The organism is Vibrio sp. Vb2960 (assembly GCF_033337665.1).
Classification (GTDB): Bacteria; Pseudomonadota; Gammaproteobacteria; order Enterobacterales; family Vibrionaceae; genus Vibrio; species Vibrio alginolyticus.
Genome location: NZ_JAWORD010000001.1, coordinates 342177 through 368132, shown reverse-complemented (window position 1 = coordinate 368132; position 25956 = coordinate 342177). Strand labels below are relative to the sequence as shown.

The following is a 25956-nucleotide window of genomic DNA, read 5'->3' as shown; positions in this document are numbered from 1 at the left end:
AGCGCTTGCCTATACGTTGGAACCGCGCTCTGGATAATTGGTTTTGTTGAGGTCTATTGACCCTAAAAGTAGTTAAAGTCTTTGCACACTTTGGCGATGGCTTCTTCGAAAATTGCCAACGCTTCTGTCAGCTGTTCGTGAGTGATGATCAGCGGTGGGCTGAGTTGAATCACATTGCCTTGTGATACCTTGAAGCTCACGCCATTGTTGAGGCATTGGTACAACACAGCTTCCGCTTCGTCATACGCGCGCGATTTGCTCTCGTGGTCGGTGACCAGCTCAATGCCCCATAACATGCCGATGCCACGCACATCACCAATTACTGGGTACTTGGCTTTCATCTCTAGCAGCTTTTCACGCATGAACTGGCTGTCGGCTTTGGTTTTATCTAGCAAGCCGTCTTGCTCAATGGCTTCCATGGTTGCCAGTGCTGCAGCACAACCGATAGGGCTCTTCTCGTGAGTGTAGTGACCCATGGAGATTTGCTCGGCGGTGTTGTATTTGTCTTTGGTTACCATGGCTGCGATAGGCACTAAGCCTCCGCCCAAACCTTTACCGACGCAGAGCATATCTGGCTCGATGTCGTAGGCTTGGTAGGTAAACCATTCACCGCTGCGACCCATGCCGTTAGGGATGTCGTCGATGATCAACATGACATTGTGTTTGTCACAGATTTCACGGATACGTTTCCAGTAGGCTTTACTTGGCACTTGTACGTCGGTATTACGAACCGCTTCTGCGATAAATGCGCCCACGCCGCCTTCTTTCTCAATCACGTATTCAAGGTAGTCGGCGTAATGTACGTCGCTGCCGTTCGCGACTGGGAAAGCACCACGATAAGATACGGCTGGTGGAATGCGCTCAACACCTGCCATTAATGGTCCCATGCCTTGGCGGAAACACGCTTCACCGCCCACTGAGATGGCATCCAACGATGCGCCGTGGAAGGAATCCCACAGAGACACCACCTTGTAGTTGCCCGTGATGTGGCGTGCTAATTTAAGAGCCATGCCCACTGCAGATGTGCCACCTGGAGCAAACAGCACACGGTTCAATTCACCGCCACAGATTTGGGTGAGCTTTTCGGCACATTCAATCGCGGTCTCGTTGGTAAAGCGACGTGGTGAAAACGGCAGTTTGGCAATTTGCTCTTGTACTCGTTTAATCACATGCGGGTGACCGTAGCCCAGTTGATGGACGTTATTGCCATGGAAATCCATGTACTTTTTACCGGTAGCATCTTGGATGTAGATGCCTTCTGCTGCTTCCAAGGTATCTAAGCAAGGCGTCGACATGGCTTGATGAAGAAAGACCTGCGAATCACGCTTCAACAAGGCTTGCGTGCGTTCATCGTCCATCGATGCATTCCAAGCTTGGCGCGCTGGTGTCGTGTTGACATCGCCTTCGCTGCGGAAGTGGGTCGGTTTGATATTCTGAGTCATAACGCTCTCTCAATCAGAAGGCTGCTTTACGCAACTTGCCAGTACATTGCTTTTTCAATCGCACCGATTAAGCGCTCGATATCTGCTGGGTAAACTTCACCAATGTTGCCGATGCGGAAGCAATCTGCGTTCGATACCTTACCCGGATAGATCACGAAGCCCTGCTCTTTCAAACGTGTGTAGAACGCTTTGAACTGGTAATCACTGTGCGTCGGAGAGTAGAAAGAAGTGATGATTGGCGAGTGAAGGTCATCACTCAGTAGTGGCTCAAACCCCAAAGAACGCATACCTGCAACCAGTGTTTTCTGGTTAGTTTGGTAACGGTGATGACGAGCTTCAATGCCGCCTTCTTGTTCCAGCTCTAACAATGCTTGATAGAAAGCGCGAACCGTGTGCGTTGGAGACGTAAAACGCCATTTGCCGTGGTTCACTTCCATGCAGTGCCACTGGTCGTAAAGATCAAGGCTTAAAGAACGAGCCTGACCTTGGCACTTTTCGAGCTCAGTTTGTTTCGCAATCACAAAGCCAAAGCCCGGCACGCCTTGAATACATTTGTTTGCAGAGCTGATCATAAAATCGATGCCTAGCTCAGCAATATCGATAGGAATGCCACCAAAGCTCGACATGGCATCGAGAATCACCACTTTACCGTGTGCTTTCGCTGCAGAAGCAAATGCCTCAATTGGGTTAAGCATGCCAGTGGTTGTCTCGCAGTGAACAATCGCCACGTGTGTGATCGCAGGATCCGATGCCAATGCAGTTTCCACCTCGTTCAAGTGTGGCTGTGATGTTTCGCCTGGGGAAACTACATGGCATGGAATATTTAGGTAATCAGCGATCTGAGCGATACGTGCACCGTACGCACCGTTGTCGACAACCAACAATTTTCCATCTTTGCCAATGACGCTGCCAATCGTCGCTTCTACTGATGCGGTGCCGCTACCTTGCATTAGTACGCTGGTGTAGCCGTCTTGTTGAGTTGCCAGTTTTACAAGCTTAGTGCGGATCACTTCTACAATGTCTTTGTTGTATTCATCATCCCAAGTACACCAGTCTTTTAGCATGGCTTCACGTACTGTTTCAGAAGTAGATAGAGGACCTGGAGTCAGTAGTAGGTATTCGTTTTTCATCTCGATTTCCATCAGAATAGGCTAATTGGTCTACACCAAATTTCAAGTTCACTCTAGCGAGGAAGAAAAGGGCAGTAAATAGGCGAATCTCCAATTTCATAAAACTTTAATATCCAGAAAATGGCGGATCAATTGAACGATTATTCATCGATAATTTTCGTAAAACTGCCATTTAATGGTCATGAATTCGTCACAAAGGCTCAGTAGGGTGTATATCGCCAACTGGTACAGACCAAATGAAAACTTAGCCAAATTAACTGGAGAAAATGATGAAAAACCGTTTGATGAAAGGATCGCTGGCTGCACTTGTCTCTCTGCTAGCTACGAATGCAATGGCAGCACAGGAAGTCACGGTTTACACCGCTTTCGAAACTGACATTCTTGCGAAATACAAGTCTGCGTTTGAGAAAGATAACCCAGATATCAAGATTAAGTGGGTTCGCGATTCCACCGGTATCATGACGGCGAAATTGCTGGCAGAAAAGAACAACCCTCAAGCGGAAGTGGTTTGGGGTCTGGCTGGCTCGTCAATGGCACTGCTTAAAGATGAAGGTCTTCTTAAGCCTTACACACCAAAAGGTTTGGAAGAGCTGCACGCGAACCTAAACGACCCTCAATCAAACCAAGCTTGGTTCGGTAACGATGCGTTCTTTAACGCAGTTTGTTTTAACGAAGCGGTAGCGAAACAACTTAACCTACCGAAACCAACGTCTTGGGAAGACCTAACAAAGCCGGTTTACAAAGGTCACATTGCAATGCCAAACCCAGCGTCTTCAGGCACTGGTTACATGCAGGTTTCTGCTTGGCTACAAAACATGGGTGAAGATCAGGCATGGAACTACATGCGTGACCTAGACAAGAACATTGCACACTACACGCACTCGGGCTCTAAGCCATGTGTTCAAGCGGGTATGGGTGAAGTGGCTATCGGTATCTCGATGGCGAGCCGCGGCGCGAAGCTGAAAACACAAGGTGCACCACTAGCGGTGATCACACCAAAAGGCATCGGCTGGGAATCAGAAGCCGTTGGTCTAGTAAAAGAGTCTGATGCAGCGAAACGTGTTGTCGACTGGTCAATCTCTAAAGCGGCAAACGAGCTTTACGTAGAAATGTACCCAGTGGTTGCACATAAAGAAGTGAAAGCGACTGTGTCTAACTTCCCTAATGTTCAAGAGAACATGGCGAAGATGGACTTCGCGCAAATGGGCAGTAAGCGTGCAGAGATTCTAGCGGCATGGTCTGAGAAGTTTGACGCGAAATCAGAGCCAAAGTCTTAATTGAATTTGCTTTGAGTTGAATACTGAAATCCACCTCGGTTGAGGTGGATTTTTTGTTTCTGTGAGAGGCGAAAGTCAAAAGCCTAAAAGCAGCAACCCCACCTAACCTCCCCTTGGCTTTAACTTTTGGGGACTACAACAGTCATGCCGGTAAAGGGGAGGGACTGGTTCTGCATTTGTGGATTATTTTATTCACGTTGCAACATCCAACGCGCTTCGAGTAGATTCTGAATACTCGCCTAGGCTCCTTCAGAATGACGTCGGGAAAGCACCGAACTCACTGCAGCAAAGAAAACTCACCCCTTGATAACCGCATTCAAATGCTTGGCACACCATGCTGAGAAAAGGGGGAGTTGGAGGGGGTTGGAAGCACTTAACTCAACGTTAAACCATCAACCCCACCTAACCTCCCCTTGGCTTTAAGTTCTGGGGACTACAACAGTCATGCTGGTAAAGGGGAGGGACTGGTTCTGCGTTCACAGATAGTTTAATTCACAATGCAACATCTAACGCGCTTCGAGTAGATTCTAAATACTCGCCTAGGCTCCTTCAGAATGACATCAGTGAAAGCACTGAGCTAACCGCATTCAAATGCTTGGCAAACCATGCTGATAAAAGGGGGAGTTGGAGGGGGTTGCAAGCGTAGAAACAAACCTCATCGCCCTTCATCTATTTGTCATCTTCTGGCTATAAATTTGTCATTGGAACGTAACACTCCAAAACTAAAGTTGGTATATACCATTTGGAGCGTGTGTTATGTCAACTAACCAACATTACCTAAATATCGAAAATGTAGTGAAGCAATTCGGACAGTTCACTGCATTAAAGAAAATCTCGCTAGCGATTGAAAAGGGCGAGTTCGTTTGTTTTCTTGGTCCTTCTGGCTGCGGTAAAACCACTCTACTACGTGCCATTGCAGGTTTAGATTTGCCAACGTCTGGTGCGATTTTTCAAAACGGTCAAGAGACCACATTCCTACCACCAGAGAAGCGCGATTTCGGCATCGTATTCCAATCTTACGCGCTGTTTCCGAACCTTACTGTGCAAGAGAACATTGCGGTGGGTTTGAAGAATCAAGGAATGTCGACCAAAGAAGCGCTAGAGAAAGTGGATTACTGGCTAGAAACCATTGGTCTTCCAACCTCTGGCGAGAAATTCCCGAACCAACTTTCTGGTGGTCAGCAGCAGCGTGTTGCTTTGGCTCGTGCATTGGCGCTATCTCCGGGTCTACTGCTACTTGATGAGCCATTGTCGGCGCTGGATGCAAAAGTACGTGTTCACTTACGTGACGAGATTTGTAAGCTGCAACGTAAGCTTGGCATCACCACCATCATGGTTACACACGATCAGGATGAAGCGTTGTCGATGGCGGATCGTATCGTGGTAATGAACCATGGTGTGATAGAGCAAGTCGGCACACCTCAAGAGATCTACCAACAACCAGCCACGCGCTTTGTCGCTGAGTTTGTCGGTAGCATGAACTTTATTGAAACCTCAGTAGCAACGGACTCCCAAGTACGCATTGCAGAAACCCTAATGCCAGCGCCCAGCTTGACTAATCGTAAGATCCAACGTGGTGATCGCTTCGACCTTGCGGTGCGTCCTGAAAGCATCAAGTTCGTTGAAAACTACACCAACTCTTTACCAGTGCGAGTAACGGCTACCGAGTTTTTGGGGGCGTTTTTCCGCATTGATTGCGTATTGCAAAACGACAGCTCAACGAAAACCATCGTCGTGGATGTGCCTGTGGAAACGGTTCAAAAACTCAATATCAAGGCGGGCGATGTACGTTACATCCAGTTTGCTGAAGAAGGGCTGCATGGTTACGCCGTGCCCTCGGTTGATAAAGCGCTAGCGGCGTAGGTGTAAACATGGATGCGAAGACAATGACGATGAATAGCCTGACCACACAAGACAAAGCAAAATCCCTACTCGGACGTGTTAGCCGCGACAACCTTGTGTTGTTTGGTTTGCTCGCTGGCTTGTCGACCATGATGGTGCTGTTCATCTTAATGCCGCTTTGGGCAATGTTGACCAAGAGTGTGCAAAATGCCAATGGCGAATTTGTCGGATTGGCAAACTTTGCGACGTACTTTTCTTCTTCAAGCTTGTGGGTGTCGGTGGGAAACACCTTCACTTTGGGCGTGATTGTAACCTCGGTGGTGGGTGTACTTGCGTTTGGTTATGCCTACGCGCTGACTCGTTCATGCATGCCGTTTAAAGGTTTGTTCCAAATCTTAGGTACTGCGCCAATCCTTGCGCCTTCGTTGTTGCCGGCGATCAGTTTAATCTTTCTTTTCGGTAATCAAGGCATTGCGAAAGAGATGCTGTTAGGAAACTCGATTTATGGCGTGATTGGTATCTCGATGGGTTTGATCTTCTGGACCTTTCCTCATGCATTGATGATCTTAACCACTTCGCTGCGCACTTCTGATGCTCGCTTGTATGAAGCAGCCCGCGCACTGAAAACTTCACCCATCAAAACCTTCTTTATGGTGACGTTACCTGCGGCGAAATACGGTTTGATCAGTACGCTTATCGTGGTCTTCACACTGGTTATCACGGACTTTGGTGTACCGAAAGTGATTGGGGGCAGCTACAACGTTTTGGCGACTGACATCTTCAAACAAGTTGTCGGACAGCAAAACTTTGCCATGGGTGCGGTGACAAGCATTATGCTTCTATTCCCTGCGGTAATGGCGTTCGGCGCAGACCGCTGGGTTCAGAAAAAGCAAAAGAGCTTATTTGACACTCGCTCGGTGCCTTATCAGCCAGAACCTAACAAAGCGCGCGACAGCATTTGTTTGGTTTACTGCAGCATCATTTCTATTGCAGTGTTGGCAGTACTTGGCATGGCGGTGTATGGCTCGTTAGTGACGTTCTGGCCTTGGAATAAAGCGCTGACGCTAAACAACTACAACTTTGCTGAAATGAGCACCTACGGTTGGAGCCCATTCTTCAACTCACTAACACTGGCTGGTTGGACGGCAGTTATTGGCACAGCCATCATCTTTGTCGGTGCTTACTGCATTGAGAAAGGGCGTGCGTTCGGTCCAATTCGTCAGGTGATGCAAATGCTCAGCGTGGTGCCAATGGCAGTTCCGGGTATGGTGCTTGGCTTGGGTTACATCTTTTACTTCAACGATGCGAACAATCCTTTGAATGTGCTTTATGGCACCATGGCATTCTTGGTGATTAACACGGTAGTGCATTACTACACCGTGGGTCACATGACCGCCCTGACAGCGCTAAAGCAGTTGCCATCGGAGATTGAAGCCACGGCGGCATCGGTGAAGCTTCCTCAATACAAGTTGTTCTTTAAAGTGACATTACCTGTGTGTTTACCTGCGATTTTGGACATTGCGACTTACTTGTTTGTTAATGCATTGACCACCACTTCTGCGGTAGTATTCCTTTACTCAACTGATACGATTCCGGCTTCGGTCTCGATTCTGAACATGGACGATGCAGGTCAAACTGGCGCTGCAGCGGCAATGGCTGTGATGATCATGATTGCTGCCGCAATTGCGAAGATTGTTCAGATGACTTTGGGTAAATTGTTAGAGAATCGCACACAAGCTTGGCGCAAAAGATAAGGACACTTCGTGCAATACGTAAAAATTAAAGATTCGATTGTTGAACAGATTGAAGCGGGCATGCTATCGCCGCGTCAAAAACTGCCAGCAGAGCGTAAGTTGGCGGAGTCGTTCGATACTACACGCGTCACTCTGCGTGAAGCTTTATCACTGCTGGAAGCAGAAGGTCGAATCTATCGCGAAGATCGCCGAGGTTGGTTTATCTCACCCGAGCCATTGCGTTACGACCCAACCCAAACGCTGAACTTCCCGAACATGGCGAAAGCGCAAAATCGTGTGCCAAAAACGGAGTTGGTTGCAGCAAAAGGGACGTTGGCAAACAAACAAGCGGCGCGCTTGCTGGACTTGCAGCCTTTCTCGGATGTGTATCGAGTCGACCGTGTGCGATACCTTGAAAATAGGCCAGTGGTATTCGTAACAAACTACATTCGCCCAGAGCTGTTTCCGAATCTGCTGGACTATGATTTGTCAAACTCACTGACGGATATTTACCGTGAGCATTATGGCGTGACGTATCAAAAGATTCGCTACCGCATTTCAACCAGCACTTTGTTGGGTGAAATGGCTCAAGCATTGCGTGCGACAGCCGGCACGCCAGCGATGGTAGTGGAGCGCATCAACTACAACCAACACGGTGAGTTGATTGATTGCGATATCGAATATTGGCGACACGATGCCATTAGCATTGAATCTCTGGCGGAACTCAATCGTTAAGTGGATTTTCTCATTATCTAAGGCTCCATCTCGGGGCCTTTCTTTTATTCAGACAGGAACGTTGAAATGGATTTGTTGGCGATTAGTCTCGTCGTTTTCTCTGCTGTTCTCCATGCGGGCTGGAATATCCTTGGCAAAAGCAACTCAGGCTCTGGACTCGCGTTTACCATGGCCGCCAGCTTTTCTGCATGTTTCATTCTTACCCCTTATTTGATTTGGTATTTGGCAACCATTGGCTGGACATCATTACCGAGTGAGTTTTGGGGATTGCTGTTCATTAGCGGCATTTCACAAATGGTTTATCTGGTTGGTTTGATTGTCGCTTATAAGCACGCTGATGTGGGTGTGGTTTATCCGATTGCTCGGGCGCTGCCAGTGATGATGGTCGGCGCAATCAGTGTGGCATTGGGACATGAATTATCTAGTCAGCAGTGGCTTGGATTCTTACTAATTACTCTCGGTTGTATGCTGGTACCACTGACGAATTTTCGTCAGATGACATTGGGCTCTTATTTGAACGTTGGTGTGTTCTGGGCATTGATTGCCGCAATAGGCACAACGGGTTACTCGGTAGTCGATAAAGAAGCGCTGAGTTTACTCACAGGACAAGCATCAGAAATCTTGAATGATCAGTACAGTGCAATCTTCTACTTGGGCGTGCAGTTTTGGGCGATTGGTATTCCAGCCCTTGTATGGTGCTTAGTTATGGGCAAGCCAGATGAGATTAAGACAGCGTGGCAGATCCGCAAAACAGCCAGCATGGCAGGGGTAATGATGGCATCCACCTACGGCTTGGTGCTGTTTGCGATGACCATGACCGACAACGTGAGTTTGGTCGTAGCACTAAGGCAAATCAGCATTGTGTTTGGATTGTTTATGGGGATTTGGTTTCTGTCTGAGAAATGGTATCTCACCCGAGGGCTTGGCGTTACTTCTATCGTGGCGGGGATCATTCTCGCGCTTGCGTATTGACCTATATTCACGAAAAAAGGCAGCGAATGAGCCTCTCGCTGCCTTTTGTATTAACTTGTAAGCCTTGTTTAAAAACGCAGTTGCGCACCAAACATCACGCCGCTAGAGTCAAAATCGCTGTTTTTTGAGTACACATATTCTGCATTCAAACCAAAGTGTTTATAGCTCCAGCCGATACCGCCAGCCGCTTCACCTCCGACACTTGAGTGTTCGATGTTCTTGCTCTGACCGTTCACTTTATAAGTGTATTCGAGAGTGTAGAGAGTGACACCTGCCTTGCCGTACAGTTCGAAACCTGAACCCAGAGGATAGCTAGCATAGCCACTCAAGCGAGGTCCGGAGAAGCTCGTATCGGTGACTTCTGAAATCGGACTCACGAGTATCGAGCCGATACCGTCAAACGCGCCTTTATAACCTGCTTCAATACCAAAGTTATGTGTTGGCATGTAGCGGTAATATATTTCACCTAAGAACATGTCGCCTGATTCTTTGCTTGTCGGAGCATCGTAGTTCACATCGCCATAGCCAATGTTTGTACCTATGATGTGCTCACTGGTTTCTGCATTGGCTGACAAAGAAAAAGCCGACAACACTAAAGCAGTAATGAATGAATAACGCATGAACGCTTCTCCTTAGCTTTTAGCTTGCTCGCCTTTTAATATTTGTTCGAAAGTGATCTTGGTGTTGTCTAGCCATTCATAACGGCGACGATACATCGAACGCTTAGAGCGCGACATGCCTTCGATATCTCGACGGGGTGCATTTACATCAATTGAGTAAAAATGACGATTGTATTCGGTGCCGCCCAATTCTTGCCAGAGTGCATCGTAATCCGTTTTGATTCGCCCTTTGCTGTAGCGCTTAGCTGCGTAAGTATGGGACTGCGTTTTCACTGCTAGAATCGTGTTCACTTCCCAAATTTGTGCGAGCAAAGTGAGCAAGCTCACCATCAAGCTTTTTGGTCTCTGTCCGTAAAGCTTACGAGTTAGCTTTTTAATTTTCGCGTTGTTTTCTTCACTGCTTCGCGGTCCTTGTAAGCCGCCAATCATAATGCTGCGTCCAGATTCGATGTGACCGAGCGTAAAAGAGAGCGTGTAGAAGTTGCCATCTTCAGCGCTGTGCAGCACTAGGCTCATATCGCCTTCTTTTTGATAACGTGCTTCGTATACTAATCTCACCGAGTACAGTATTTCGTCAATTTCAAAAGAGGCTAATGTTAGGCCTTTCGAGTCTGTGTAGATTTCTTCGATTGTTTGTTTAGAAAACAGTTCTGAAATCGTTTTGTAGTGATCAACCACCAAGTTAGAACGATCGAACGCTGAGTTGTTTTTGATGATATACGGACGAAACGGCTTCTCTAAAAATCGATGCGTACGTGTACAAAGCAACTCTAACAATGACGATTCAATATTGTCTGAAAGGTGCTTAAACGCACGTTTGTAATAAAGCGCACGAAAGATGAACTTAGCTCTGTAGGTCCAAATTGGCTTGTAGACATCAGCATAATCATCTGAGTAAATGGTTTTGCTATGGTAAAAAATGGATTTGTTCGCGGTCATTTTCACTCCAGATTAACTTGTGCTCAATAGCGACAATTAAGAACCGACGGACGAGCAGCGAAGAACCCGAAAAAGGAGGAATGCAAAGCACGACTGAAAAGAGGTGGTTTTTGCTGTGTCCGACATTTGTGTGAGGTTTTGAACACTGTTCTTTTGCTGGAATTCTAAGAGAAAATTGACCTTAGGTATTGTATGGTTTGGTAAGGAAGTGTCAGGTTGAAACCCATTGTTCAAAAGGAAGAAAATGCGAATGTCGGCTGAATATGACGTTGAGTTGCTAAGTTATTGTGAAATAAGTTGAACGAAAATTGAACATTATTTGAAATTGTTTTGACGTGTTTTAGGTCTTTATACGTACCTTATAAGTATCGAGCCAATTTTGGCCCGATGTAAAGGTAAGTAAGGAGAGGTTTATGAAACGCTTAACAACTTTAGCAAGTACGATTGCTCTGATTGCTGCACCTTCTATGGCTCTTGCTGGTGGTTATCAGTGGACAAACGATACCGAAATTATCCATGGCGACGTAATGGATAGCAAACAAGCGGCTTATGAAATGGGCCGAGACATGATCCAAAGCTACCAAAATAAATCATCTGGACAACTCCGTGATGAGTTTACGAGCCTTACAACGTATGTTGATCGCCAATCGTTTTCTATCACTGACTCAAAAGTCATGGTAAATGAGTTCTTGCAAAGTGACGGGCAAGTTGTTTACCAGCCTATTCTCAATGTTCAATACGAGTACCGCATGCGTGATACCGGTAAATACTAACCAGTAAGACGGACTCGAATAGTTTACCACTAATATTTTTTGCTGTTTGTTTTGGGGAGCCACGAGCTCCCCATTTTGTTTTTGTCGAAAGCGAAAATTTTCACACTCTCAGTGCAACATTTTCTATCGCTCAGGGTTAGATTTTCTTGCTCGTTGATTGTCATCATCGTTTGTAAAGTGTTTGCGGAAATGGATGTAACGCACTAACGAGGATACCCGATGACACATCATTCATATTGGTTCAAGCAGGCAATTGAAGCTGAGCAACCAGAAACGCCACAACCGTTACAGCAGAACATTAATACTGACGTTGCGATTGTTGGTGGCGGATACACCGGACTTTGGACCGCGATTATGATTAAGCAGCAATCTCCGGAAAAACAGGTGGTTGTTATCGAAAAGGGCTTATGTGGTAGTGGTGCATCGGGCGCAAACGGCGGTTGTATGCTGACTTGGTCTACCAAGTTTCCGACATTGAAACGGTTATTCGGTGAAGAACATGCTGCTTGGTTAGTAAAAGAGTCGGAACAAGCAGTGCTAGAGATTGACGACTTTTGTCAGCAGCACAACATCGATGCGCACTTATCGTTGAAAGGGGTTTATTACACTGCAACCAATCAGGCTCAAACTGGGGGAATGCAGCCAGTTGTGGACGAGTTAAAGCGATTAGAAGTGAACAGTTGGCGTCGTTGCTCGGTGGAGGAACTGCGTGCCAATGCGGGTTCACCTCGACATATAGAAGGCTATCACTCTCCGGTTGCTGCTAACGTGCAACCCGCCTTACTCGCGCGAGGGTTACGCCGTGTTGCTATTGATCTGGGTGTAGAAGTTTATGAGAACACGCCAATGACGCGTCTAGATTATGGAAAACCTGCCACCGTCTGTACACCTAAAGGAAATATTCAAGCGCAGCAGGTGGTGTTGGCATTAAATGCATGGATGGTGGAGCAGTTTAAACAGTTCAAAAACAGTATCGTGGTGGTCTCTTCCGACATGGTGATCACCAAGCCGCTTGGTGACGCACTACCTCTATCTGGTTGGCAGGCAGGTTCTAGTGTGTTGGATTCTCGTATTTTTGTGCACTATTACCGAGATACGCCAGATGGCCGTTTGATGTTGGGGAAAGGCGGCAATCAGTTTTCTTTCAATAACCAAGTTGACGCAATGTTTAACAAGCCAACACGCTACCAAGGTCTACTGCGCAAGTCGTTCGATAAGTTGTTTCCTCATTTGAGAGGGGAGGAGTTTGCTTATTCATGGACGGGGGGCTCTGATCGTTCTGCTACTGGTTTCCCTTTTTTCGGCGAGCTAGATAAACAGAGCAATATCTTTTACGGATTTGGTTATTCAGGCAATGGTGTAGCGCAGACTCGAATGGGCGGAAAGATCCTATCTTCATTGATATTGGGAATCGATAACGAGTGGACGAACAGTGGTTTAGCCAAAGGACCGTTGGGGTGTTTCCCACCAGAACCGCTTCGCTGGACCGGGGCTATGATAGTGCGCAACGCGGTACGTCGCAAAGAGGAAGCAGAAGATAACGAGCAGACGCCATTCATCTGGGATAAGTGGCTAGCAAAACTCGCGGGACCAGCAGGCAAAGCGGATAAGCTTGACTAAACTGAAGACTTTAGCCACAAACGAGACAGTTTGCAGTGAAAGTCATTGGGGCGCGATGAAGCCTTGTGTTAGCCTCTGTCTTTCAAGCTCAGATTTAAAAGGTGAGTCATAAAATGAAAGTATTCAGCAACTTCGATAGCGGCAGCATTCACGTAGTGAAAGCGGACGACAAAAACGACATCCAACTCAAAATTCCTAACGACAATATGTCGGAATTCTACCAGTGGTTCCACTTCCGTCTTGAGACAGAAGCCGAGCAATCACACACCATCAAATTGCTTGATTTGGCTAAATCGGCTTATCCAGAAGGATGGCAAGGTTACGATGTGGTTGCGTCTTACGATCGTGAAGAATGGTTCCGAGTACCGGCAGAGTTCGATGGCGACACGCTGACTTTCACTGTAATCCCTGAGCGCAGCTCAATTTACTTCGCGTACTTTGCGCCATACACGTACGATCGCCATTTAGACTTGTTACACATGGCACAAAGCGCGCACCACTGCCAACTTGAAACACTAGGCCACACATTAGACGGCAATGATATGAGCCTGCTTACTTTCGGTGAGCCAGAAGAAGGTAAAAAGAAAATCTGGATGATTGCACGTCAGCACCCAGGTGAGACAATGGCGGAATGGTTCATGGAAGGTATGATCCAACGTCTGTTAGATGAAAACGACACGGTTGCGCGTGCATTGCTTGAAAAAGCGGTGCTTTACGTCGTACCAAATATGAACCCAGACGGTGGTATTCGCGGTCACTTGCGTACCAACGCAGTAGGCGTAAACCTAAATCGTGAATGGCAAACGCCATCAATGGAAAAGAGCCCAGAAGTCTACCTTGTGCGTCAGCGCATGCTGGAAACGGGTGTTGACATGTTTTTAGATATCCATGGCGATGAAGCGATTCCTTATAACTTCGTCGCTGGCTCAGAAGGTATTCCTTCTTACGATGAAAATCTTGCCGCTTTAGAGACATCATTTAAGCAAGCGTTATTGACTATTACGCCAGAGTTCCAAGATGAGATTGGTTACGATAAAGATGAGCCTGGTAAAGCGAATTTGACTGTGGGTTCAAATTGGGTTGCAGAGCAGTTCAAATGCTTGTCTTACACAATCGAAATGCCATTTAAAGATAACAACAATCACCCAGATCCACTTTACGGTTGGTCTCCTGAGCGTAGTGTCTTGTTTGGGCAAGATGTATTAGCTGCAACGTTAACCGTAGCGGATAAAATTTAGCGCGACGAGTTAACGCTTTTTCATTATTTCGAAAACAGCTCATTTTAAATGAGCTGTTTTTTTGTGCTCTCCATATCCACGCTCCCCTGTAAAAATTTGTTGCCATTCACAAGCTTAAATGATGATTCTTAAATTTGAGAAAGTGGCTTTTTATGGTGATTTGCGTCACAGAAAGTTGGCTTCTTTGTGATATTCTCCGCAACGAATTGACTATGGCTAAACCAACGCAACGAACTTTATTTTTCGGTTGGGTATGCGGATGAAGCTCATGAATAGATGGTCTTGAGGTTACCTTTTTCCGTTTTACGTCATTGGCGTTTGAATATCATTTTTGATTCTTTCCTACGCTATTTAGCTATTTCTATTCGAAGAAAAGAGAAAGTTACGGCTTCATATTTTACGGCAGTATGCTGCCGCGATGTGTTGCTTTGTGTACAAGAAAAAGGAAAAGAATAATGAAAAAAATCGCTATAGCAGTGGCTACTGTACTTGCTGGTGGTGTGATCTCAAACGTTGCACTTGCTGACACTTACATGGGCGGTAAAATAGGTTACAACTCTCTAAACGATGCGTGTTACCTAAACGAACCTTGTGACGACGACAGTTTTGCAGCATCTATGCACTTAGGCTACAGCTTCAACAAGTACGTTGCAGCAGAGTATGGTGTTGATTACCTTGGTGACTTCACTGCAAACTTCAAAAAGCCAGGCCTAAACACCGTTGATGGTGATCTTTGGGCGTTGACGCTTGCTCCTAAATTTAACCTACCGCTAACGGATTCTTGGAATCTATTCGCGAAAGTTGGTGCTGCATACATGATGGCTGGTGACGAGAAAGATTTCGTACCAACTGGCTCTCTGGGTGCTGAATACCAAATCAACTACAATTGGAGCCTACGTGCTGAATACCAACGCTACCAAGATATGTCTGATGATGTAATTGAAGACATGGATTCAGATTTCTTCGGTATCGGTTTCAACTACAAGTTTGGTTCTGAGCCAGTCGTTCAAGAAAAAGCCGTTGAAGAGGTGGTAGAAGCACGTCCTGCAACACGCATTGTAGATCACGTTTACCCTGCTCAAACAACAGCGACAGTACAATTCGACTTAGAAAGTGCAGAAGTGAAAGACACGTCGAACCTTTCTGGTACCGTTGATTTGATGAATACTTACCCACAAGCTCAAGTTGAGATCACGGGTTACAGCGATACGACAGGTTCTGCTGCTTACAACAAACAACTCACAGAAAAACGTGCGAAAGCCGTTGCTGACGAGTTCCAAGCAAAAGGTATTGCGGCTGAGCGTATGACAGTGAAAGGCAGGGGTGAAGCTAACCCAGTGGCAAGCAACGAGACACGTCAAGGTCGTCAAATGAACCGTCGTGTTGAAGTGGTTGTTCCTGCGTTTGAATACCAAACAACTGAAAAAGCAGAATAATTCCTGCTTAAGATAAAGTTCCAAAAGCCAGCGTGTATCACGCTGGCTTTTTTGATCCCGCTTAACAAACTAAGTAGTTGTGTAGAAACATAGTTATATCGGGACGCTTTGACATATGCTCAACATACGTAAACTCAGCACCTTCATCAATTTGTCATCACCAGTTCATAGCATGACAGCTAAATGTCTGGGAGAATGATATGCAAAGTTTACCGCCGCTCAATTTGCTCCGAGCTTTTGAAGCCACGGCGCGACTACAGAGTTTTACAAAAGCCGCAGAGGAGCTAAATGTGACTCGTGCGGCCGTAAGCCAACAGGTGAAATCGCTAGAGTCACAGCTCAATGCGACGTTATTCGAGCGCAAGGGCACGCACCTTACGCTGACCTGCTCAGCACAAGAATACTGGCCTGTGGTTAATCATGTGCTTCAAACATTGTCGACCACGACGCAGCATTTATTTACTCGTCCCAAGAATACGCAAGTTAACTTACATGTCGCTCACAGCTTTTGCTCTCAGTGGTTAATGCCAAGGTTGGCTGATTTTCAGCGACAATTCCCAGACATTTCCTTTAAAATCTCGACCACTGCTAATACGGTTCCAAACGCCAGTGCGATTGCGGATATCGAAATTATTAACGGAGATGGAGATTGGCAAGAGCAAGAAGCCATACGATTAACCCAAGAAAACTGGATTGTTGTCGCAAGCCCCGGCTTTATGCATTTAAACCCGATAAATGACCTCTCGCAGTTAGCTAAAGCGCCTAAAATCTGTACTAGCGGTTATCATGAATCTTGGCAAGAGTGGCTTTCACACCAAGGTTACCAAGGGAAGGTGAGCAAAGTCGTCGCCGAGTTTGAACACTCATTGCTTGCTATTCATGCTGCGATTAATCAACTTGGCGTGTTGCTGGTAAGAGACTTTCTTGTTGAGGATGAGCTGCAACAGGGCGTATTAGTCCAGGCTGGAAATTGGCATATGCCAAGTTCTGGTGCACATTATATGATGGTTCGAGCATCCGAAAAATCACACGTAAACACCTTTGCTCAATGGTTAATACAGAGTCTTTAATGTTCGTTCAGCGAGTGAGTAGAGCGCATGTGTGGTTTAGCTATTATTAGCAGTAGCAAGTCATCAGTCTAGGACTGAGCGACATGCTTAATGACATCTAATAACCACTGATTTACCGGAGCTTGCTGTTGAGAGCGACGACAGCTCATCACGTAGCGAACATCAAGCTCTAGCCCAGCAGGAAGCGCGATACTCCGGCAACCCTTAGGAACATGTCCACTCATCGTTATGCCAAAATGATTCGTTTGCAGAAGCACTTTTTGAATCATCGCTGGATGCTCAATTTCCACTTTAGGTGTGGTTCTAAAACCCATATGTTTGAGCCTTTCCAACACTGGGTATCGGTAGTCATTCCATCCCGGCGTTTTAAAAAGTATAAAAGGGTATTCTTCTAGTTCTTGGGAGTTTTGAGCGGGATGATCTTGTCGAACAAAAAATACCGCTTTTCCTCGCCCTAGTTCGGTCTGAACAATTGACTGTGGCAGCTCTTCATCAAAGTAATGAATCGCAATGGCGTTTTCACCGTCAATTAATCGTTTTTTTGCTTCGCTACCCCAGCGCAAACATGAGAATTTTGCGTTTGGGGCGTGCTTTAGTAACTCCAAGTAAAACTTGTCACCAAAGTACTCCCAAAACAATGTGTTGGCATAAATAGTGATTGAACCGTCAAAATGAGCTGGTGAAAAATGCTGTGGTTTGATGGAATCAATACTGTTGATTATTTGCTCAAAATGCGCAATGTTCGCTTCCACAAAAGCTGTTGGTTCAAAGCCATTTTTGGTCTGAACGAATAGCGGATCATTGAGCTGAGTTTTCATCTTAGTCAGATTTTTGCTGATTGCTCCTGACGTTTTACCGAGTGATTCTGCGACTAACCGGACGTTACGTAGCTCATACATCCGTTTTAATACCAAAATGTTTTGAATATCCAGATTAACGCTCATACATTCTCTCGCTTGGCTTTTGTCGACAAATCATATCGCTGAATTTCTTAAGAAAAGACAACGCTCGGTCAATTTAAGTTGCTGCCTTATCCCTGATTTATTGAAGGTAACGATAAGTTATTCTTGGTTACATCAGTTTATTAGCATGGATTTCCATTTGGTAAATAATGGCTTTCCTCGTATGAGCGCGTTTCTGTTGTTACAGTTTTTCCACCGACAGAAAGTAAGAACGATAATAGAGGTGATGTATGAAAAAACTAATCGCACTTGTTTTGATGGTTTGCTCAACAAACGTAGCATTTGCTGGCGATGGGTCATACACGGGCACGATTGATATGACGATGGCAACGAAAAATCAGGTTGACGTAGAGCGTGCAGATTCTCAATTGACGCTGAAGGGTCGCAATGAAATGGCCTATGGCGGTGTAACAATCCATTCGGATGCTGCAACTCAAAAAATTGAACTTCGTGGTCGACGTGATTAATCGAATGGTTTCTTGTTAAGAAAATGCCGCGAAGAACGCGGCATTTCTATATGTAATATCATCAGATCATAATTACCAGATAAGCGTATGGTGAGAAGCTAAGCGCAATGACCACCTGCCATTATTCGCATGGCGGTGCCATATGAATGACAGCTAAGCCCCCCAAAGAGGTTTCACGGTATTTTTTATTCATATCTTTACCAGTCTGATACATGGTTTCGATAACTTTATCTAACGAAATTAAACATTTACTTGTGCGCTTTAATGCCATACGCGATGCATTAATCGCTTTCATTGCTCCCATGGCATTTCTTTCAATACAAGGTACTTGAACCAAGCCGCCAATCGGGTCACAAGTCATACCCAATGAATGCTCCATCGCAATTTCCGCAGCAATACAAATCTGCTCGTTACTGCCCCCTCTTAGCGCTGTTAAGCCAGCGGCAGCCATGGATGAAGAAACCCCAACTTCTCCCTGACACCCCACTTCTGCACCAGAAATTGACGCGTTAGTTTTATATAAGATGCCGATAGCGCCGGCGACTGCGAGAAAGTCTTTTAGCTGTTTAACATCGAGCTCTTTGATGAAGCGATGGTAGTACATCAATACCGCCGGAATCACCCCTGCTGCACCATTCGTTGGAGAAGTGACGACTTGCCCTCCTGCTGCATTTTCTTCACTAACCGCAAAGGCGAAGAGATTGATCCAATCCATGATCTCCATCGGATCGTTTTCAACTGCAGCGTTGGCTTCGAGCTTTTTCAAAAGGTTTGGTGCTCGACGAGTGACATTTAGACCACCTTCCAAAATCCCTTCCGTATCGAAGCCACGTTGCATGCAGAGCGACATCACTTTCCAAATTTGCTCTGCTCTTTGGTTAATTTCTTCGTCTGAGCGAAATGCGAGTTCGTTTTGGAGGATCATGCCTCCCAAGCTGAAACCGTTCGTCTCGGCTTTTTCCAGCATCTCATCTGCGGATGTAAACGGAAATGGTACTGCGACCTCATCTTGTTGCGTGCCGTTCTCTAGTTCGTCGGCGGTGGCGATGAATCCGCCCCCAATGGAGTAATAAATTTCAAACGCTACTTGATCTCCAGCAGCGTCTAATGCCGTAATCGTCATGCCATTTTCATGCAAGGGAAGGTTGTCGCTATGAAAGACGATGTCATGGTCGTAGCTAAACTCAATTTGGTGTGTACCGGCGAGCATGAGCGTATTATTGTCTATGGTATTTTGTAGCGCACTTTTGGCACTGCTCATTTTGATGGTATCAGGTTTATTTCCCATCAAACCAAGGACCGTGGCTCGGTCTGTATGGTGCCCTCGACCTGTCAGTGACAATGAGCCATAAAGGTCCACTTGCACCCGATGCACTTTCGCCATAGAGTCGCTAACTAGCTGAGTGAAATGGAATCCGGCAAGCATAGGACCATTAGTATGGGAGCTGGATGGCCCGACACCAATTTTAAATATATCGAAAATCGACAGCATAATTGACTTCCTTTAGCAGTGAACCTTTATAAAGGTCTCTAGAACAGTGTTGTTAACTAGATGTTAAAGCTTGTGGGTCGGGAGTGAAAGAAGATTTTTGTAACACTGCCAACTAAGCGCGAGATTTTAAAATGAAGTTAGACAACATCGTCATCGTTTTAGGTAAACGTCTCGTCAATAACAGGTTGACCTCTGAGGGCATAACAAGAGTCGAAGCTTTGTCTTGTAGGACTGCATCACTACCGACAGAGCGAACGGCGATTATTTTTTGTGGCGGAGTAACGCAAGGACAAAGTGTTTCTGAAGCAGAGGCGATGTACGCGTATTTTAGAACCCTAAACGCAGACTCTGTGAATCCGTTCCCTGAACGTCATATACTCTTAGAAACGGAGTCGTTGAACACGTTTCAAAACATGCGTTATGTTTCCCAAGTTTTGTGCAAAAGTGGGTTGTTCGAGTTATGGTCGGGGCATCCGGTTGAGGTTATCTTGCTATCTAATGACTACCACCTCGAACGAATCATTGATATCCAGAATTTGATGGATGAGCAAGGCTTATTACGAGTACTTAAATCCGATTGCGAATCCATGGGGGTGACTCTCAATATTCCACTGGATATCAGCAAACATATTAGCGTGCCATACCCACATAAGGGGCTTATGGCGGAGACATTCTTGCTACTCGATGAACTCACAACCTACCGAGTTTATTTAGAAGGGGTCAAGCATGGCGTATTTTTCCGAGATTTATCAATTGTCCGAAAAAAGCCACTTATGATCGCAAGAGATGCTATTCACAAATTGCTCTCTTTCCCGCTTGATAAAGAGGCTTTGCAAGATATTGAAGAAATGAAAAAGGCCGTCGAAATGACGGCCTTGGATGAATCTGTAGGTGCTGCGGAAAAGGCATTAAGTATCTTCCATCCGATACTGACTGCATTGAACCGTCGCTTTGATCCTGAGTCTATTCATTAAGCTCGCGTTTTGTACGGACGGCGCTTAATGCGATCAAACAGTAGCAAAGCAGTTCTATACCTTCTTCTGAGATATTTTTAACATCACGGATGTAATTTTCATCCATCACTTGTTGCCAAAAACTGCCCATACCATACAAACGAGAGAAGACTAATAATAGCATTACAGCACCAACTAATAGCTTCATATGTGGCACCGTTAAAATGGTCGCCATTTCGTTCATGGTACCTTTACCACCTTGGTAAGCTTTGGCGCAAGCCAGTGCGGTGACAGCAAGTGCTGGGAAAACCCAAGAGCCATGATGAATCATGTCTGTCCAATAGTCCGTTTCGCGAATAATCAGTACTGCAAAAAATCCTGCAATCAAAATAGCCGCATGCTTTAGCTGAGGCTGTTGTTTCGATAAGCTGAAAAACGACCATGATGCAATAGCAAGCATCACAAGCTGGAGCGTTTCTGTAACGGAAAGCTCGCCAAGGCTTGATCCCAACACGACATAATCAAGACGAAGACTAAGGTTAACGAGAATACTTATAGCGACAATCATCAAGGCGTTTAAACTCGATTTATAAATAATGCGCTTTGATTTTTCAGTAACAACGTTGCTTGGGGCTGACTCGGCTTCTTTTACTATTTGTGTTTTCATCTTGCTCACCTGTCCCAGAAAATGTGGAAGAAATGTGAATTAGTGTGATCTGTGTTTGGAATTTTATTGTCCAAGTGGAAAGTTATGTCAGGGAAATGTCAAGAATAGAACACTGTTCGATATAGGGTCGATGTGCGGTAAAGTCAGAGATATGTAAAAACAACGTAAGAACACTTTGATAAATCAAATAAAAAAGGAGCCCAAAGGCTCCTAAGTGATAGAGGGAAGGTGACGTATCGATAAAAATAATTAGTAGTTGTCACCCTCATTTTCTTTGTGATTCTCGCGATAGTATTCCCATTGCTCGACGCGTTCATTGTCCGACAGCACACAGTAAGTGACACGTTCGCCGTTTTCCGACACGGTATCCAGCTCACCACCTTGCTGAACACAGTATACGGCTGCGGGATTTGCAACGGAGGTATACTCAGTTGATCGGGTCGCTCCCTCGTAAGTTGAACAACCAGCCAGTACCAATGTTGCAGCCATAGCCATCATTAAATTTGTCTTTTTCATTCTTTATCTCCGCATGGGGTGGGCGAGTATTGTATTGATTATAGGCAACTTTAAGAGATTATTGTCTTATCGATGTTAAAAGTAAGAGGGACGTATAAGAATTTAGATATTCTCATTTATTGCTGATTAGCACGTCACACTTCTGTTCTTGGCGTATTGTTGTGAAGGTCATATCAATCACTTCCTGACAAGCGCTCGAACGTACTTGGCCTACAACAATGATTTAAAGTGTGAAATTCGGTAATATGCGCACAAAACATTGACCGTGGTATTTTCGATGAGACATTTAAAATCGACCGTTCATCCAGACATAGAGCATTTGGATGACAAAATTGTTTTTCAGCGCAATGCAGCGCGAGCCATTGTACTTGATGGTGAAGATGTGCTGTTGCTCTATACAGAACGTTACCATGACTACACGCTACCAGGCGGTGGTATTGATGATGGTGAAGATGTCATTGCTGGATTAGTCCGTGAATTAGAGGAAGAAACGGGCGCCCAAAATATACATGGTATTAAGCCTTTCGGAATCTTTGAGGAGTTTCGTCCGTGGTACAAGGATGACGCTGACGTGATGCACATGGTGTCGTATTGTTATACATGTAAAATCGAACGTGAGCTAGGCGAAACGGCGTATGAAGATTACGAAGTTAAAAATGGAATGCGCCCGGTATGGATGAACATTCACGAAGCAATTGCACACAATGAAAAAACGATGGCAGAAAGCCCGAAAAAAGGCATGAGCATTGAGCGCGAAACGTTTTTGCTTCAGTTGATTTCTAAAGAATTACTATAAACAGCTAGCTTGCATCATTACGACTTAGCATCTGTTGGCGCTATTGTTGGCAAAGATTTTAGAGCAATAAAAAAGTCCGGACTCCCCCCCGGAACCCGGACTTATTCCAGACGCGCAAGCGAAGCGTCATCTTGATATGTTAGATTTGTTTCGAACTATGAAAACAATAGCTGTTTTACATTTAGTGTGTAAATGATTATTAGGTCTGACCATTGGTTTTCATGTTTTTTTGCAAACACAATGTGACGCATATCTACCCAATTGCCAAGCGTAATTGGGGCGCTTTTTAGTAAACCACTACTCTTTCTTATCTTTGAGATACCTTACCTCAACTTTTTTGCACACGTTTGCATAGAGATCACGAGTTTTCAAATTCGCCGAACAGGATCTTGTAATTTTACGTTTCTCTGACATTGAGCTCTGTCGTAGCTTTTATCACAAATTAACTAGCGGAGGCAGTCGGCTAAAGTCGACCAGCGGTTGTGAAATCATAGGAGCGTCTGGAGCAAACAAGAGTAAAGGTTGAAATGATGAGGATTGTAACTGACCGATATCTATCAACTTTTCCAATGCATAGAAGCGGCTGACGTATTGACGAGTCTCGTTAGGCAGCGTGAGTTGTTGGAAATCTCGACTTCCTGCTCGCTGAATAGCACGTGCAACACGTCCTTCTCCGGCATTGTATGCAGCTAAAGTGAGAGCCATATTTTGATCGAATTTGTTGTATAAAAACGCCAGGTACTTGAGCGCGGCCGTTGTGCTGGCTTCTGTGTCAAAGCGATCGTCTTGTTTTGTATTTATCGTTAATCCGAATCGTTTCGCTGTGGTTGGTATCAATTGCCAAAGTCCGGCGGCGTTAGCATGAGAAACGGCTTTGGGATTGTAAGAAGACTCTAACATTGGCACTAAGGCTAGGCTATTTGGTAATGAGTGGTTTTGAAGCTGTTTGAAAATGTGGTTAATTACCGGCTTGGATGAATCGAGACGCTTGGCAATTTGTGGCTTGTATGGGGCTAATACTTGATACTGCGTTTGAATATCGACAGCATTTGGTTTTGCCTGGCATGTGAATGGAAGGTAGGACAGAAAGGCAATAAAAATAAAAAGGCCTACAGTACTCAGCCGAGATGGCGACTGAATCTGTAGGCAAGACGAACATCGTTTAGAACGATTTATCTTCATAAGTGTGTTGCACAGGTTGTTTGAGTTGACTGACCAACTCATGGAACGCCGCAGAGCTGTGGCCATTGCTCTGATTGTATTGTTGGCACTGACTTACCAACGTTTCCAATAGCGCCCATTGTTTTCTAGCTTGCATACCTATTTGGGCAGGCAAAGCATTGAAAATTCGTTTTACGCTGGCGTCATTACACGCTAACCCCAGCGCTCGCATACACTGGCTTCTGTCATTGGCGGAGCGGCTGAGTTTATTGAGTATCGGCATTTGTTTCTGAACATTGTCGTTCAGTGCTTCTCCATCAAACTTTAAGTACAATACCTTTTGCTGCTGCAGCAAAGGAAGCAGTTGTTGATAAAGCTTAATATCCTCAGATATAGAGCGAACAAATTGTTGAATTCGCTGCGATACTGCGCTTGCCATGATGTCTTCCTAGCGTTTTATTACTCGTGACCTGTATGGAACTGCATGATTGCCTTGGATAGCACTTTTGTATCTAGGCTAAGTTCACCACGCGCTAATGCGTTGCGTACTTGTTCTACTTTTTCCATATCAACATCAGGTAGTGATGCCATTTCAGCTTGAGCGCGATCTATCGCTACGGTATTCGCTTGAAATGCAGGCTCGTGTACTTTGCTCTGTTCGACGACGTCGACAGGCTGTTTGCTTGCTTGCTGTAATTTTGTTTGTGGGACATGACCGCCCGCGACTTTGTCGATTTTCATGCTGTGGTCCTCATCATCATGTTCTAAATTAAGTAGGCGGTTAGAATGTGATAAACATTAAATATTTTTTTTGTACTCGAAGTTCAGTGTTACTGACGAGAGCCAAAATTAAAAAATGTTACCCCGAGTCAAAAAATCAAAATTGAGTATGAACCTGGTTTAATCCAGTTACGACTGCTCTTATGACCTTGCCCGAACTTGGGTTTTCCACGTCAATTTGTTGCCCTTTCGCTCCATCTTCTAAGGCGACTCCTTTTGTGCTGGCACTAAATCCATTTTTGCTCGCAATGACTATGACTTCATTGCCTTTCTCGATTAGAGGTGGGGCCGACAAATTGGATGGATTAACCACTTGTCCAGCCCTCAAACGACGAGAGGTTTCTAAGCCTACTGCTTGCTCGGGGCGAGTATAAAAATCGTCTTGGCGAGAGATGGTTCGGGTTTCAAGCTTTATGTGTTTAGCCGTTACGACTTCATTTCGGCCAACCGTGGTTGTCGCGACCAAAACAGGCAGAGTCAGCGAAGACTTTATCGTAACGTTAATTCGCCATGGTGATGCGATATTGTCGCAGCTGACTGAGCGCTTGAGGTTACCGACTGGCAACGTGTTGTTGTCACGACCTGTGATAACTAAAGGAGATTCACATTCTGGCAAGTGATTGGCTGAACCGGGCACCCACATGTCGAAGTCCAGTTTGTACTTCCCCCACTGATTGGAGAGCGCTACGCGATCCACCTCTTGTTCGAAATCCGTTGCTACAACGGACCTTATCTCTTCAACGCTTAGGGTTTTGTCATTGGTGTTGGCGAATGCTTGTTCTGATGTCAAAGCGAGTAACGTCAGCATTATTGTTGAGGAAGTGGACACTTTCCTCTTGTTTTTAATGCTTTCCGAGAACCGGAAGTTTGGCTTCCATCCTTGTTTGTAAATCATTGATATATATAGCTATTTTTTATGGCACGTATCTTGTTTGTATGTTGGCGTATTCGAGCCAACTGTAAGGAAGATGCATGGCGATCACATTTGAAAATGCTTTAGGAGTACATCCAGAGGCACTTAATTTTCGCGTTCAGCGTACCAAAGTCCTCGCCAGTAACCTAGCAAATGTTGACACCCCTGGGTATTTGGCGAAAGACCTAAGTTTCACCACCGTAATGAACCAAGTGACGGCAGGTGGTGTGAACAAACCGGTGCCAAAGTTCCAGGTTCAGGCCCAATACTCGGTGCCTTACCAGAATAGCAAAAATGGCAACACCGTAGAGCTTGGTGTTGAACAAGCAAAATTCACGCAAAACAACATGGACTTTCAAACTAGCCTGACGTTTCTCAACATGAAATTTAATGGCTTAGCGAAAGCGATTGAGGGACGTTAA

26 protein-coding genes are annotated in these 25956 nt (G+C 45.4%); 14 read left to right on the top strand and 12 right to left on the bottom strand.

Features of this window, described 5'->3' with window-relative positions; translation table 11 throughout:
• Positions 1 to 62: 62 nt before the first annotated feature.
• Entirely contained in the window at positions 63 to 1442 is a 1380-nt protein-coding gene (locus tag R7O03_RS01580) for an aspartate aminotransferase family protein (RefSeq protein ID WP_318131343.1), read from the bottom strand.
• Between the two features lie 26 nt (positions 1443 to 1468).
• Positions 1469 to 2572 carry a 2-aminoethylphosphonate--pyruvate transaminase gene (phnW, locus tag R7O03_RS01575; RefSeq protein WP_318131341.1) on the bottom strand — a complete coding sequence of 368 codons (1104 nt, stop codon included), beginning with the start codon at positions 2570 to 2572 and terminating at the stop codon, positions 1469 to 1471.
• A gap of 266 nt (positions 2573 to 2838) precedes the next feature.
• Between phnW and R7O03_RS01570 the strand changes: the two genes are divergently transcribed.
• From R7O03_RS01570 to R7O03_RS01550, 5 genes are all read left to right on the top strand, one after another.
• Positions 2839 to 3849, top strand: coding sequence for a putative 2-aminoethylphosphonate ABC transporter substrate-binding protein (locus tag R7O03_RS01570; protein ID WP_005384363.1), 1011 nt, complete (start codon positions 2839 to 2841; stop codon positions 3847 to 3849).
• Between the two features lie 756 nt (positions 3850 to 4605).
• A complete protein-coding gene (locus R7O03_RS01565; RefSeq protein WP_005432488.1) occupies positions 4606 to 5712 on the top strand; it encodes a putative 2-aminoethylphosphonate ABC transporter ATP-binding protein in 1107 nt (368 codons plus the stop codon).
• A gap of 8 nt (positions 5713 to 5720) precedes the next feature.
• A complete protein-coding gene (locus R7O03_RS01560; RefSeq protein ID WP_005445406.1) occupies positions 5721 to 7445 on the top strand; it encodes a putative 2-aminoethylphosphonate ABC transporter permease subunit in 1725 nt (574 codons plus the stop codon).
• Positions 7446 to 7454: 9 nt separating this feature from the next.
• On the top strand, positions 7455 to 8159 hold the full coding sequence (gene phnR / locus R7O03_RS01555) for a phosphonate utilization transcriptional regulator PhnR (protein WP_318131339.1): 705 nt from the start codon (positions 7455 to 7457) through the stop codon (positions 8157 to 8159).
• Positions 8160 to 8225: 66 nt separating this feature from the next.
• Complete coding sequence (locus tag R7O03_RS01550) at positions 8226 to 9131, top strand: EamA family transporter (protein ID WP_318131337.1); 906 nt, start codon at positions 8226 to 8228, stop codon at positions 9129 to 9131.
• A 68-nt stretch (positions 9132 to 9199) separates the two neighbouring features.
• Here the strand turns inward: R7O03_RS01550 and R7O03_RS01545 are convergent, their stop codons facing one another.
• Entirely contained in the window at positions 9200 to 9751 is a 552-nt protein-coding gene (locus R7O03_RS01545) for an outer membrane beta-barrel protein (RefSeq protein WP_005374044.1), read from the bottom strand.
• Between the two features lie 12 nt (positions 9752 to 9763).
• Positions 9764 to 10690: a VirK/YbjX family protein gene (locus R7O03_RS01540; RefSeq protein WP_213866867.1), complete on the bottom strand. Its 927-nt coding sequence runs from the start codon at positions 10688 to 10690 to the stop codon at positions 9764 to 9766.
• Positions 10691 to 11103: 413 nt separating this feature from the next.
• Here R7O03_RS01540 and R7O03_RS01535 point away from each other — a divergent pair, with 413 nt between their 5' ends.
• The 5 genes from R7O03_RS01535 to R7O03_RS01515 all read left to right on the top strand — a co-directional run bounded on the left by R7O03_RS01535 (position 11104) and on the right by R7O03_RS01515 (position 16827).
• On the top strand, positions 11104 to 11463 hold the full coding sequence (locus R7O03_RS01535) for a DUF3316 domain-containing protein (RefSeq protein WP_256955534.1): 360 nt from the start codon (positions 11104 to 11106) through the stop codon (positions 11461 to 11463).
• Positions 11464 to 11682: 219 nt separating this feature from the next.
• Complete coding sequence (locus R7O03_RS01530) at positions 11683 to 13083, top strand: FAD-dependent oxidoreductase (protein WP_318131333.1); 1401 nt, start codon at positions 11683 to 11685, stop codon at positions 13081 to 13083.
• 113 nt (positions 13084 to 13196) lie between these two features.
• The gene (locus R7O03_RS01525; protein WP_017819760.1) at positions 13197 to 14321 is read left to right on the top strand and encodes a M14-type cytosolic carboxypeptidase; all 1125 of its coding nucleotides are present in this window, start codon (positions 13197 to 13199) and stop codon (positions 14319 to 14321) included.
• Between the two features lie 455 nt (positions 14322 to 14776).
• Positions 14777 to 15757 carry an outer membrane beta-barrel protein gene (locus R7O03_RS01520; protein WP_318131331.1) on the top strand — a complete coding sequence of 327 codons (981 nt, stop codon included), beginning with the start codon at positions 14777 to 14779 and terminating at the stop codon, positions 15755 to 15757.
• Positions 15758 to 15957: 200 nt separating this feature from the next.
• Complete coding sequence (locus tag R7O03_RS01515) at positions 15958 to 16827, top strand: LysR substrate-binding domain-containing protein (protein WP_064369425.1); 870 nt, start codon at positions 15958 to 15960, stop codon at positions 16825 to 16827.
• Positions 16828 to 16895: 68 nt separating this feature from the next.
• Here R7O03_RS01515 and R7O03_RS01510 read toward each other — a convergent pair whose 3' ends face one another.
• A complete protein-coding gene (locus tag R7O03_RS01510) occupies positions 16896 to 17771 on the bottom strand; it encodes a LysR family transcriptional regulator (RefSeq protein ID WP_213987142.1) in 876 nt (291 codons plus the stop codon).
• A gap of 248 nt (positions 17772 to 18019) precedes the next feature.
• On the opposite strand from R7O03_RS01510, the gene R7O03_RS01505 reads away from it, so the two are divergent.
• Positions 18020 to 18256 (top strand): hypothetical protein, encoded by a 237-nt coding sequence (locus R7O03_RS01505; RefSeq protein WP_005374030.1) that lies wholly within the window; start codon positions 18020 to 18022, stop codon positions 18254 to 18256.
• A gap of 121 nt (positions 18257 to 18377) precedes the next feature.
• On the opposite strand, the gene R7O03_RS01500 is transcribed toward R7O03_RS01505, so the two are convergent.
• Positions 18378 to 19748 (bottom strand): L-serine ammonia-lyase, encoded by a 1371-nt coding sequence (locus R7O03_RS01500; protein WP_017819764.1) that lies wholly within the window; start codon positions 19746 to 19748, stop codon positions 18378 to 18380.
• Positions 19749 to 19879: 131 nt separating this feature from the next.
• Between R7O03_RS01500 and R7O03_RS01495 the strand changes: the two genes are divergently transcribed.
• Positions 19880 to 20722 (top strand): YdcF family protein, encoded by an 843-nt coding sequence (locus R7O03_RS01495; protein ID WP_171342658.1) that lies wholly within the window; start codon positions 19880 to 19882, stop codon positions 20720 to 20722.
• Here R7O03_RS01495 and R7O03_RS01490 read toward each other — a convergent pair.
• A complete protein-coding gene (locus R7O03_RS01490) occupies positions 20712 to 21368 on the bottom strand; it encodes a hypothetical protein (protein ID WP_005374025.1) in 657 nt (218 codons plus the stop codon). The two genes, R7O03_RS01495 and R7O03_RS01490, sit on opposite strands and share 11 nt — an antisense overlap.
• Before the next feature lie 249 nt (positions 21369 to 21617).
• A complete protein-coding gene (locus R7O03_RS01485) occupies positions 21618 to 21884 on the bottom strand; it encodes a DUF333 domain-containing protein (protein ID WP_005374023.1) in 267 nt (88 codons plus the stop codon).
• 277 nt (positions 21885 to 22161) lie between these two features.
• On the opposite strand from R7O03_RS01485, the gene R7O03_RS01480 reads away from it, so the two are divergent.
• Positions 22162 to 22680: an NUDIX hydrolase gene (locus tag R7O03_RS01480; RefSeq protein WP_005374021.1), complete on the top strand. Its 519-nt coding sequence runs from the start codon at positions 22162 to 22164 to the stop codon at positions 22678 to 22680.
• Positions 22681 to 23115: 435 nt separating this feature from the next.
• On the opposite strand, the gene R7O03_RS01475 is transcribed toward R7O03_RS01480, so the two are convergent.
• The 4 genes from R7O03_RS01475 to flgA form a co-directional block, all read right to left on the bottom strand.
• A complete protein-coding gene (locus tag R7O03_RS01475) occupies positions 23116 to 23862 on the bottom strand; it encodes a lytic transglycosylase domain-containing protein (RefSeq protein ID WP_054579235.1) in 747 nt (248 codons plus the stop codon).
• A complete protein-coding gene (flgN, locus tag R7O03_RS01470; protein WP_005374018.1) occupies positions 23843 to 24280 on the bottom strand; it encodes a flagellar export chaperone FlgN in 438 nt (145 codons plus the stop codon). The genes R7O03_RS01475 and flgN overlap by 20 nt, the downstream gene beginning before the upstream one ends.
• 20 nt (positions 24281 to 24300) lie before the next feature.
• Entirely contained in the window at positions 24301 to 24582 is a 282-nt protein-coding gene (gene flgM, locus R7O03_RS01465; RefSeq protein ID WP_005374016.1) for a flagellar biosynthesis anti-sigma factor FlgM, read from the bottom strand.
• 136 nt (positions 24583 to 24718) lie between these two features.
• Complete coding sequence (flgA, locus tag R7O03_RS01460; RefSeq protein WP_005384406.1) at positions 24719 to 25516, bottom strand: flagellar basal body P-ring formation chaperone FlgA; 798 nt, start codon at positions 25514 to 25516, stop codon at positions 24719 to 24721.
• Between the two features lie 77 nt (positions 25517 to 25593).
• Between flgA and flgB the strand changes: the two genes are divergently transcribed.
• Complete coding sequence (gene flgB / locus R7O03_RS01455; protein WP_005374013.1) at positions 25594 to 25956, top strand: flagellar basal body rod protein FlgB; 363 nt, start codon at positions 25594 to 25596, stop codon at positions 25954 to 25956.

Bases quoted from the DNA above. Each gene is read 5' to 3' on its own strand.
- R7O03_RS01570 (WP_005384363.1), top strand. From the start codon at position 2,839: ATGATGAAAAACCGTTTGATGAAAGGATCGCTGGCTGCACTTGTCTCT.
- phnW (WP_318131341.1), bottom strand. From the start codon at position 2,572: ATGAAAAACGAATACCTACTACTGACTCCAGGTCCTCTATCTACTTCT.
- R7O03_RS01540 (WP_213866867.1), bottom strand. From the start codon at position 10,690: ATGACCGCGAACAAATCCATTTTTTACCATAGCAAAACCATTTACTCA.
- R7O03_RS01525 (WP_017819760.1), top strand. From the start codon at position 13,197: ATGAAAGTATTCAGCAACTTCGATAGCGGCAGCATTCACGTAGTGAAA.
- R7O03_RS01550 (WP_318131337.1), top strand. From the start codon at position 8,226: ATGGATTTGTTGGCGATTAGTCTCGTCGTTTTCTCTGCTGTTCTCCAT.
- R7O03_RS01505 (WP_005374030.1), top strand. From the start codon at position 18,020: ATGAAAAAACTAATCGCACTTGTTTTGATGGTTTGCTCAACAAACGTA.
- R7O03_RS01545 (WP_005374044.1), bottom strand. From the start codon at position 9,751: ATGCGTTATTCATTCATTACTGCTTTAGTGTTGTCGGCTTTTTCTTTG.
- R7O03_RS01495 (WP_171342658.1), top strand. From the start codon at position 19,880: ATGAAGTTAGACAACATCGTCATCGTTTTAGGTAAACGTCTCGTCAAT.
- flgB (WP_005374013.1), top strand. From the start codon at position 25,594: ATGGCGATCACATTTGAAAATGCTTTAGGAGTACATCCAGAGGCACTT.
- R7O03_RS01510 (WP_213987142.1), bottom strand. From the start codon at position 17,771: ATGAGCGTTAATCTGGATATTCAAAACATTTTGGTATTAAAACGGATG.
- R7O03_RS01535 (WP_256955534.1), top strand. From the start codon at position 11,104: ATGAAACGCTTAACAACTTTAGCAAGTACGATTGCTCTGATTGCTGCA.
- flgM (WP_005374016.1), bottom strand. From the start codon at position 24,582: ATGAAAATCGACAAAGTCGCGGGCGGTCATGTCCCACAAACAAAATTA.
- R7O03_RS01485 (WP_005374023.1), bottom strand. From the start codon at position 21,884: ATGAAAAAGACAAATTTAATGATGGCTATGGCTGCAACATTGGTACTG.
- R7O03_RS01490 (WP_005374025.1), bottom strand. From the start codon at position 21,368: ATGAAAACACAAATAGTAAAAGAAGCCGAGTCAGCCCCAAGCAACGTT.
- flgN (WP_005374018.1), bottom strand. From the start codon at position 24,280: ATGGCAAGCGCAGTATCGCAGCGAATTCAACAATTTGTTCGCTCTATA.
- R7O03_RS01480 (WP_005374021.1), top strand. From the start codon at position 22,162: ATGAGACATTTAAAATCGACCGTTCATCCAGACATAGAGCATTTGGAT.
- R7O03_RS01560 (WP_005445406.1), top strand. From the start codon at position 5,721: ATGGATGCGAAGACAATGACGATGAATAGCCTGACCACACAAGACAAA.
- R7O03_RS01580 (WP_318131343.1), bottom strand. From the start codon at position 1,442: ATGACTCAGAATATCAAACCGACCCACTTCCGCAGCGAAGGCGATGTC.
- R7O03_RS01565 (WP_005432488.1), top strand. From the start codon at position 4,606: ATGTCAACTAACCAACATTACCTAAATATCGAAAATGTAGTGAAGCAA.
- R7O03_RS01500 (WP_017819764.1), bottom strand. From the start codon at position 19,748: ATGCTGTCGATTTTCGATATATTTAAAATTGGTGTCGGGCCATCCAGC.
- R7O03_RS01520 (WP_318131331.1), top strand. From the start codon at position 14,777: ATGAAAAAAATCGCTATAGCAGTGGCTACTGTACTTGCTGGTGGTGTG.
- R7O03_RS01475 (WP_054579235.1), bottom strand. From the start codon at position 23,862: ATGAAGATAAATCGTTCTAAACGATGTTCGTCTTGCCTACAGATTCAG.
- flgA (WP_005384406.1), bottom strand. From the start codon at position 25,516: ATGATTTACAAACAAGGATGGAAGCCAAACTTCCGGTTCTCGGAAAGC.
- R7O03_RS01515 (WP_064369425.1), top strand. From the start codon at position 15,958: ATGCAAAGTTTACCGCCGCTCAATTTGCTCCGAGCTTTTGAAGCCACG.
- R7O03_RS01530 (WP_318131333.1), top strand. From the start codon at position 11,683: ATGACACATCATTCATATTGGTTCAAGCAGGCAATTGAAGCTGAGCAA.